Origin of the sequence: Nitrobacter winogradskyi, from assembly GCF_006539545.1 — a bacterium.
In the GTDB taxonomy this organism is placed as follows: domain Bacteria; phylum Pseudomonadota; class Alphaproteobacteria; order Rhizobiales; family Xanthobacteraceae; genus Nitrobacter; species Nitrobacter winogradskyi_A.
The window spans coordinates 31,681-40,228 of sequence record NZ_BJNF01000014.1 but is presented as its reverse complement, the minus strand read 5'-3'; the positions used below and the strand labels follow the sequence as shown (position 1 = coordinate 40,228).

Annotated in this window: 10 protein-coding genes; 1 reads left to right on the top strand and 9 read right to left on the bottom strand. The window is 54.0% G+C overall.

The features are described 5' to 3' along the window. From NWI01_RS02780 to NWI01_RS02760, 6 genes are all read right to left on the bottom strand, one after another. Positions 1-192, bottom strand: a 192-nt coding sequence (locus NWI01_RS02780; protein WP_141382424.1) for a helix-turn-helix transcriptional regulator, incomplete at its 3' end; no start/stop codon positions are given. A 208-nt stretch (positions 193-400) separates the two neighbouring features. After that, entirely contained in the window at positions 401-676 is a 276-nt protein-coding gene (locus tag NWI01_RS02775) for a hypothetical protein (protein ID WP_141382423.1), read from the bottom strand. A 3-nt stretch (positions 677-679) separates the two neighbouring features. After that, entirely contained in the window at positions 680-982 is a 303-nt protein-coding gene (locus NWI01_RS02770; RefSeq protein WP_210242937.1) for a hypothetical protein, read from the bottom strand. A gap of 70 nt (positions 983-1,052) precedes the next feature. Further along, complete coding sequence (locus tag NWI01_RS18765; protein WP_181410349.1) at positions 1,053-1,229, bottom strand: hypothetical protein; 177 nt, start codon at positions 1,227-1,229, stop codon at positions 1,053-1,055. A 450-nt stretch (positions 1,230-1,679) separates the two neighbouring features. After that, on the bottom strand, positions 1,680-1,922 hold the full coding sequence (locus NWI01_RS20235) for a Lar family restriction alleviation protein (protein WP_141382421.1): 243 nt from the start codon (positions 1,920-1,922) through the stop codon (positions 1,680-1,682). 239 nt (positions 1,923-2,161) lie between these two features. After that, complete coding sequence (locus NWI01_RS02760) at positions 2,162-2,335, bottom strand: DUF3072 domain-containing protein (protein WP_244613618.1); 174 nt, start codon at positions 2,333-2,335, stop codon at positions 2,162-2,164. Positions 2,336-2,400: 65 nt separating this feature from the next. Between NWI01_RS02760 and NWI01_RS02755 the strand changes: the two genes are divergently transcribed. Continuing rightward, positions 2,401-2,619: a hypothetical protein gene (locus NWI01_RS02755; protein ID WP_141382420.1), complete on the top strand. Its 219-nt coding sequence runs from the start codon at positions 2,401-2,403 to the stop codon at positions 2,617-2,619. A gap of 630 nt (positions 2,620-3,249) precedes the next feature. Here the strand turns inward: NWI01_RS02755 and NWI01_RS02750 are convergent. The 3 genes from NWI01_RS02750 to NWI01_RS02740 form a co-directional block, all read right to left on the bottom strand. Continuing rightward, a complete protein-coding gene (locus NWI01_RS02750; protein ID WP_141382419.1) occupies positions 3,250-4,230 on the bottom strand; it encodes a hypothetical protein in 981 nt (326 codons plus the stop codon). Positions 4,231-4,326: 96 nt separating this feature from the next. Then, positions 4,327-4,506 carry a ribbon-helix-helix domain-containing protein gene (locus NWI01_RS20230; RefSeq protein WP_375782166.1) on the bottom strand — a complete coding sequence of 60 codons (180 nt, stop codon included), beginning with the start codon at positions 4,504-4,506 and terminating at the stop codon, positions 4,327-4,329. 842 nt (positions 4,507-5,348) lie between these two features. Then, positions 5,349-8,492, bottom strand: coding sequence for a phage tail tape measure protein (locus NWI01_RS02740; RefSeq protein ID WP_141382417.1), 3,144 nt, complete (start codon positions 8,490-8,492; stop codon positions 5,349-5,351). Positions 8,493-8,548 lie beyond the last annotated feature (56 nt).

The following is an 8,548-nucleotide window of genomic DNA, read 5'->3' as shown; positions in this document are numbered from 1 at the left end:
GACGGTACGGCCAGCAAGGCGCTTTGCCGGTGGGATGATCTGTTCTTTCACAAGTTTATCGAGATGTGACGGTGAAACGCCCAGGTATTCTGCGGCTTGCTTGCGAGAGATGCCACGAGGCGGGAGAGATATCGGCAACGTGGTGTTTTGTCCGATCATCCGGACACGGTCGTTATTGGAAAGAGAAACCATTTCGAGGCCGTAATTAATGAAAGAAAGTTAAGCTGCCGGATTGCAGTCATTGCCAACCGAGGAGTAAGCCGGACGTCAATTCTGAGGGCTTGCAATTGTTGAGTCCATTCGAAACCCCAACACCCCTACGCCCGTTCTCACTTTCCCCAGTCAAAATAATCCCAGGACGCGAACGCCCTGGGAAAGTGACTAAGACAAGCGAAGGGCCTTAAGCGGCGGCTTTGTTCTTCCTTAATCCGTCGACGGTTTCTCCGTTTAGCTCAGCAAGCTTCGCCACTGCTGCATTGACCGCTGCATGCTCAACGCTCAATTTCGTGGCCTTTTCGAGTGCCTCCTGGGCGCGCTGAAGCTCATCTTCGGCGGCGGCAATCTGCAACAGGCGTTCTTTTTCTGCGAGAATTGCGGCACGGTTCGCCCGAACTTCTGGCGTTGCGGCGGTGGCGATAGAAGCATGAGCGCGGCTGCGGTTGGTCATTCTGTACATTTCTTATTTTCCTTGGCGAGTTTGAGCGATTTGATCCATCATTTCCGCTGTGATGCCGGTCATCCGTTCACGGACGGCAGACCAATCACTTGGCAGCGATCGCTTACGCCGCGTGCGTACTTCGGAAATAATCGTTTGGGTAATCGAGGCGTTGTTGGGTGTCGCTTCGATATCTGCGAAGACTTCCGGACAACGTTGCGCTAGGTCGCGAACAGCATCCTTCAAAGCTATCGAAAGGTGCGACGGCAAAACGATAAAACCACCGTTCAAAACCGAACCGGCATAATCGATAGCAAGCTGGTTCATGGTAGCGGTGTTTGGTTGGAAGCCCTGTCTCCGGCACTCGCTCACGAATGCGTCTTCAATTTCTTGCATCTCACGCAGCCTCACGGCGTAGGCCGCCGATCAGATATCGCCGGATAACGCTGGAACGGTTGGGCGCGCTGGCGTCGTCCTTTGTTGCCTGGTCGTCGAGCGCTCTAAGTAGTTTCTGCGGCAGTGCCAAAGACACCCGGATCATGGGGGAACAATTCAAGTCACTGAGATCAGTCATTTAGTTTTTTCCTTCAAACACGAAAAAACCCGCCGCCTTGGAGGGCGCGGGCTGGGCTGCAAATCGAAAAGACCACTTATTGGTCGGTTCGGATTGTGTATGGTATAGTGGCGATGCTACCTACTTTGTACCACTCATATGGCTAGATTGTCAAGAGTACATTTGTTTTAAATACCACGACATAATAATAAAATGCTCTTTATACGGTAAGCAGGGAGCAAGGCGGAAAACTATAGTTCAGAATACAGCTTTTCTTCTATGGTATTCTGATCAAAGACGGGAATTGTGCAATCAATATTGCGCTATGACCGCCAGATGGTTCTAAAATCGCCGTGAGTGGTCACTGGTTCCATAAGGGAACTTTCGGCTACCCTGGTCAGATTGGCCCTATAACTCTCTCAGCGGGAAACCTCGTGGCAAAGAGAGGCATCCTACTGTCGCGAGTGATGTTCAGCGTGTGATCCAGCCGAGTTCCTCCGGCTCATGGCGAGTATTCCAAAATTCGCTTGCACGCTCTTTTGCCTCATCCGAAATCGTAGCGACGGCAGCCGTGGAAGGCTGGGATTTACAGAGCGGGTTTACGCACTCGATGTGAGCCCTGTCCCTAATCCTATTCAGCTCCGGATTGCGGTCGCGCTCCGACCAAAGATTCGGCTGCTCACCGCAAAACGGACAGGGGAGTAGTTTGCTCATTTCAACCTCGAGGGTGCCTCGAAGTTAGTATCGCGAAGCCCTCTGAGGTTTCAAAAAAGAAACCCGCCACGGGGGAATGGCGGGCTCTTTTCCGGGGGTTGGAAGCTGGGGGACTTCCACAAGGTTTAATCTTCTCACCTCCTTCTCGTTCCTATTGGGCCGCTGGACCACGGCCTTGTGAACAAGCCTGCTGTCGCGTGGGCCGGGCTTATTGAAAGGTCGTAGCGCGACGGGCAGACCTAATAGGAATCGGCGAGGGCGATTTCCTTTTTCAACTCATCAATCCGACGCTGCGCCTCCTGATGGGTAAGGCGGAAATCGAACATCCGCTCCTGGTAGGCTTCCAAGGCTAACATCCTGAGGGTCATGGCTTGGTCAGGGCTCATGGTCATATGTTCGGGCAGTCGGGACATTTCCTGAGGCTCCGCTTAATTCTGGGTTTGAAGTCTGTTCCCTATTTGTTCTATATACTCGGGCCATGGACATCAATCAAGCCCGACTGAAACAGAACATCGCCCGCATACGTCGGGACATCAGGAAGACCTCCCGCGAGATGCAGGCGCTGGTGGATGCCGACCTCGACTGCACAGGCGCGGCTCGGGTCCTCGTGCACCTTCAGAACGACCTGAGGCTCTACCTGGAGAAACAGGAATGCGAATATGTTCGGACTCAAAAGCTGTATCACAGCGGGGGATAGGGCTGGCAGTTCAGGACCACTAATGCGCCGTTCGGCCTTCGAAGGGCACGGAAGCACGGGGTAAAGACCGGACGCTCTGGTTCGGAGGTGCTTTGAGGAGGACCGTAGCCTTGGGGTATTCGGCTTTCCACCCGGCCATCCAACCGTCCATCCATTCGACTTTGAACTTGAGCGAATGAGTATGCCGGCATTGCCACGATTGCGACAGCGAGGATCCATTTGCGTGCGGCTGTCATCGGTCCCTCTTGAGCTTCGAGCCCCCGGGGATGCGTCTTGTTTACGAAGCGAACTCGGAAATGTAGTTTCGGTTCACCGCGCGCTCGCTCACAATCGCTTTTACTGGCCTTCGCTAATTGTTCGGCGGCTCGGATAGCTCGAAATTGAGCCGTCGCCGGTTGAGAGGTATTCTTGTATAGCGCCGGTTGATCTGATCTAGGCCCTAGTTAGTTTTGCGACTGGCAAGCGCCACCATCAAGCCGTTGTTCCAGAGCGCCTACATCGTTTGCCGAGTGCTTGCCTCCTTCCGGAGGTTTACGCCGCTTTGCCGGGCACACACCCTAATGACTGGCTAAGGATTGTTAGCTGCCACCGGCATCAATGAGCCGGGGGCCAACGATAGCACTTGGGAAACTAGATAGCCGTAGCCATCTTCAACTTCTTTTTAACAGGCCGGTACTCTTTCCACTTCCGTTCCTTCAGAAACCGGACAGGGTTCATCTGGTACTTTAGGTCGGTGCAATCTTGATATGCTCTCAAACTGCTGATGACATCTTGGGATGAAGTGATCTCTTTCGCTTGTACCAGCTCAACAAAGAGACTGACAAACTCCTCGTATTCTTTTATCGGCGCTTTCTGAAAAACATTCCAAACCCTCACTGCTGCACGCTGATATTCCGCGACCTTCTTGGCGTCGTTATCGTTGGCTATCGTCTCAGACGTTGGACGATCTGAAACATCATCATCAACCGGACCACCGCCGGAGGCGCTCTTAGAGTGTGATGAGGTGTTTCTGTGAGGAGATTCAGATGAGGTGCTTCTTTGAGGAGATTCAGAAGAAGAGTCGGGGCCACTGTGTGACCTGTTTATATCCTCAGAGTGACCGGTTTCCGTCTCAGAGTGACCGGTTTTAGTCCTAGAGTGACCGGTTTCCGTCTCAGAGTGACCGGTTTCCCTTTCGCTAAACGTGTCGCTGTGTGACCGGTTTCCGTCGATATCAGAGATCAAACCGAACTCATTCCAGCCCGGTAGCCAGTACTCATTCACCTTGTCCCGACCACCTTGGCTTTTCTTCTCCCCCATCAACTTAAGGTCGCCAAGCGCTTTCAGGCCATCCAACCCTTTCTTGACTCCAGACTTTGAGCTACCGGTTTCTTTAGCCAATGTTTCGATGGACGGATATGCGAGACCAAACCTCGCGGCATTCTCTCCGGTCCCCTCATTGGTCATATCAATGAGAACAATCATGATGTTTTTTTGAAGCGGAGTTCGGTCGGAGCGCATATAGTGCCGACAAAACTTCCACTTTCGACCTGCGGTGATCTGGATTTGCACGCCATCTGGCGATGTGATGACAGGCGTCTCAGAATTGCTTTTTGTTGATTTTTTTGGCATAGTTCAATCTCAATGTTGGTTGTCGAATATTCTCACCTAGGCCGCTTTCCAGAGCGGCCTTTGGTGTGTCTGGGGTGGTGTTAGGTGCGACGTTGCTTACGCCGCTTCTGCGATCTGCATTTTGTCCAGCATGTCGTTGATCGCCCGGCGAACTAGATGGGACCGCGACACCTTCAATCGGAGTCGAGCCTCATCGATCCGACCCATCAAGTGACTGTTTAAGCGGACCGAAAGAAACGGCTTCGCAGCATCCGCATCGTAAAAGAAACGCGACAAGTTGTTTTCTCCTCGTAGTTTGTTTCGGTGTGAAGTGAGACGAGCGATGATGGTGAGGGCTTGCAACTGGTGAGTCCGTTCGAACCCCCCACATCGACGCAGCTGTTCTCACTTTCCCCAGTCCGCCGCTTTCCGCTCCGGAAAACACCCCCGAAAACAGAGGGTAAGTGTCCGGTGGCAGAACCGATTTTGCTGTGAACAATTGTTAATAATTACAATAACTTGAGTGACAGGCCCGGCCTTTTAGGAGTCGAGGGTTTCCCCTGGCAAAGTTGTTGGATCAACCGCCTTAAGACCTACCCAAGAGCGAATTTTTTCGGCCTCATGACGCATCGGCCAGCGGCGAAAGTAGAACATACCATGACCATTGTTCGCCATATGTTCTTTAACAAAGCGCTCTAACGAGACGTTGTGATTGGGCTTAGAGATGACCGGTGGCGAAGGCTCGATCGATATCGACTCGGCTAGAACCTGATCTAAGCCATTGCCGAATCCATCCGGGGATTGCCATCAATTCTAGGTCGAGCATCCTCATAGGATCAGTATCAAGACACCGAAGTGCCTCCCACAGCTGGTCGATAGCTTTCCGTAGACGTGGCTGGCTGCCCGAAACAAGAAAAAGATCACCGTCGCGCGATCTAGCAATGTGTTGACCGGTTTTCGCGTCATACTCGCCTTCGTAACTTCGATACTCAAATTTCATTTTGTTAATTCCATTGTTGCGAATGCCTCATCATCAGCGGAATCCGAATTTGCATTCAAGTGCCGTTGGGCTTGCTTAAATGCAAACGAAAGGCCCGCTCAGACTGAGAAACTCAGCGGACCTTTCTACGCAACACCCCTTAGGTGTATTCCGACTCACTTTCGTGAGTTCGCCAGTTCATCGACTCGTCGACTCGACGCTGCACCAGAAGGGCAAGAGCTTCAGGATCGTGGGAACCGCCATGGATATTGATCGCGACCTGTCCACGTGAACCACCACCGAGACTAGCGTCTCCGTTTTGGTTTGTGATCGAAGGCACGTTTTTGATTGCATCCTGAGGAAGGGGAACTCCGCTTGTGATAGATCCCCTTCTTAGCTGGTACTTTCCACGAGGCTCCCAGCTATAACCAACGGCGTCGCCGTGATTGCCGGAAAGCATCTGGATTCGGCCATCCGCGCTGACTTTACCGGTGGCAAAACCGACGTGGTGAGGTGCGACCATGACATCACCCCGCTTCACCGCGTCCGTTACCGGATCGCCCCACTGGTAGAAGCTTCTAGCAGCAGCACTACCCGTTCCTTTGCCACCAGCAGCGGCTAGAGAGGAGTTCACAAAACGAGCGCACCATGCATTCACCTTGCCAGCAACGTCATGCCTAACGAAGCTCGTTAGCTCGGCGCGGTCCTGATACTCGTTTTTGCCGACGAACTGACTAGCAACGTCAACCGGGTCTTTGCTCATGATGCCGGTCGATGACAGTTGGCGCTGATATCCGGTAACGGCATTAGGCCAGTTTTTATTCAGGCCGTTCGGATCGTTGGCAGCACCGACAGGCGCATACCTAGCGCCCATCTTGCCAAGGTCTCCCCCGGCAGCCCGGTAGTTCTTTGCGACGGTGCGAGCCGCAGCATTGATCCCGTCATCAATGCTGGCAAATCCCTGCTTAGTTTTAAAACCTGTTTCGGGGTCCATCAATCCAGCGACATTATTGAAGCGGACGTTGCGACCTTTGCCGGTTTCGTGAGCGATCACGGCTCCGAGTAATTCGGGCGGGATACCGTTCGCCTTTGCTGCTGCTGCGATCTGAGCGCCTTTGCCTGCCAACGCTGTACCGGCAAACATCTGACTATAGGAATCGCCGTTTAGCCCGCTACCGGTGGTGTAGCTTGCAGGCGTTGCTCCGGGATTAGCGAAGGATTGTGCTGCCTTCCGCGAGGTTGGACTCCACCCTCCCGATGCGCCGGACGATTTTGGGGCATCAGTCCAACTGCCGGACGCGCCATGGCTGCCAGCACCTAGGGGGGCGAGGCCGATCCATCCGCGCACAGTGTTGACGATCGATAAGGCTACATTCTTGATCGAATCCACGATGGACACGAAAACCGAGAAAATCTTGTCGGCAACGAAATCCAAAACTCGCTTAATGCCGAAGGCCAGTGCCGTGAGACCAAGAGCCAGCCGCGCGAACGGATTAAGGTTCGCCAGTGTCACCACGAGACCGGTGAAGATCGATAGCACTGACAGCACGGGCGATAGTAGGGCCAGAGCGATCACCAGGCCGGTCATCTTTGCCGTGAACCGGCCAAAGCCTTCGGAATCGTTCGAACTTCCGGCCAGAAACCGAACGACACTGAACGCGGTTGCAAGACCACCGGCAAATTCTCGGATACCTTCGGCAAAGCCTTTTCCGTAAGCTCGCCACTTGGCGGTCGTTCCGGCGTCGAATTCCTTGGCGAACGCGTTCACAGCATCGCCCCAAGATTTCAAGCCGAACCCCTCGCGGATACCGTCAATGAGTGCGGAAAAATGATCGCGAACTGAGTCGAAATTGAACCGATCTGCAAGATCTATGATGGCATTGCTGATCTGATCGAAGGCGGTTTCCATACCGCCGCCGATCTTCTCCCAAGCGAGTTCAAAGGCGGCAGAGATTGAAGCCCACCGGCCTTTCATAGATCTGATCTTTTGCAGCGCCACCTTGTCGAGGAATCCGGAATTCTTGCCGATGTCTTTAAGAACCTGCCGGAGCTTGTCGCGTCCTAGAACCGCCGTCAGAAGCTCATCCATCCATTCTCGCCCACCGAGTTGCTTTGCAACTTTCGTTCGGAGCACTTCCGGCATCTGCGCCAACTGATCGAGGATCTTCAGGTACGTTTCTACCGGGTTGTCCCGCATGGCCTGAGCCATACCGCCACGACCACCAAAACCGAGCGCCATACTGGCCGACCTGAGGTCTTTCGCCGGTTGCGTATTCCAGCGGGCGGAGTTGGCTCCGGCGACTTGAGACGTCAGGAAGGAAAGAAACGTCCCAGCCTTGAAAGGCTGGACACCTAGCGAGATATTGGTGCCGTTGATGGCCGCGAGCTGCTCCGGCGTCATCTTCGTGGTTACGAGGGCCGATAACGAACGCCGCGTAGCTTCCACTATTTCGGAACCGGAGGCTGCTGTGTCGCGGTTAGCAATTGCAACCGCATTAAGGACCTTACTGAAGCGGTCCTTGGACCAGGGCATCTGAGTAGCGAGACGACCAAGCAACTTCGCAACGTCTTCGGAAGGGATATCGAGTCCGGCTTGCGCCTTCAAAGCCAGATCGCCGAATTCACCAGCGAACTGCTTTGCGATTCCGGCTTTGAGCCCTTCAGTCGCAGCATCCAGCGCTTCCGACGTGCCAATGCCGTACTTGATTCCGGCTTTATCGGCATAACTACTCCGCAGTGCTTCGGTCTCGGTTTTGGATAGTTCACCAAACATCTGGCTACGAACTTCCGCAGCCTGCACTTCAAGTCGTTTCCTAATAGCGCTTGCGATCCCAGCACCACCGATAACGCCACCGATCGCAATGGAGCGAAGACTCGGAGCGGGCAAGCGACCGCCGCCGATGCCGCCGCGACCGATAGCACCACCACGCACCGCACGACGTTCCGCAGCCGCAGTCCTTTCGATCTGTTGCCGGTAAGTGGATTCCAACCGCTCAAGGTGAGCGTACATCCGCCGATTTTCATTAAGCCGATGTTCGGTCGCGCGGGACCATGATTCTGAATAGGACCGGCTCGCGGACCTTGCCGTGTTGGCGATGCCGTGCATCTCCGCCGCTGCACTTTTCGCAGCGCGGGAGAAACCATCCAGGGACGCAATCCCTGCACGGCCTAGGTTAGCAAACGACGCGTTGAAGCTTTTGCCGACTCTTTCCAGCCGCTTCAGGTCCGCGATGACATTGCGGATCACTGGCGAGGCTTCGTTGACGGCAGTTAGGGTGGACCGGACATTGATGTTTTCAGTCATTCTTCTTCTCAGTTGATAAAACGGCTTTTAGGGCGCGCGCCGCAAAAAGCGGTTCG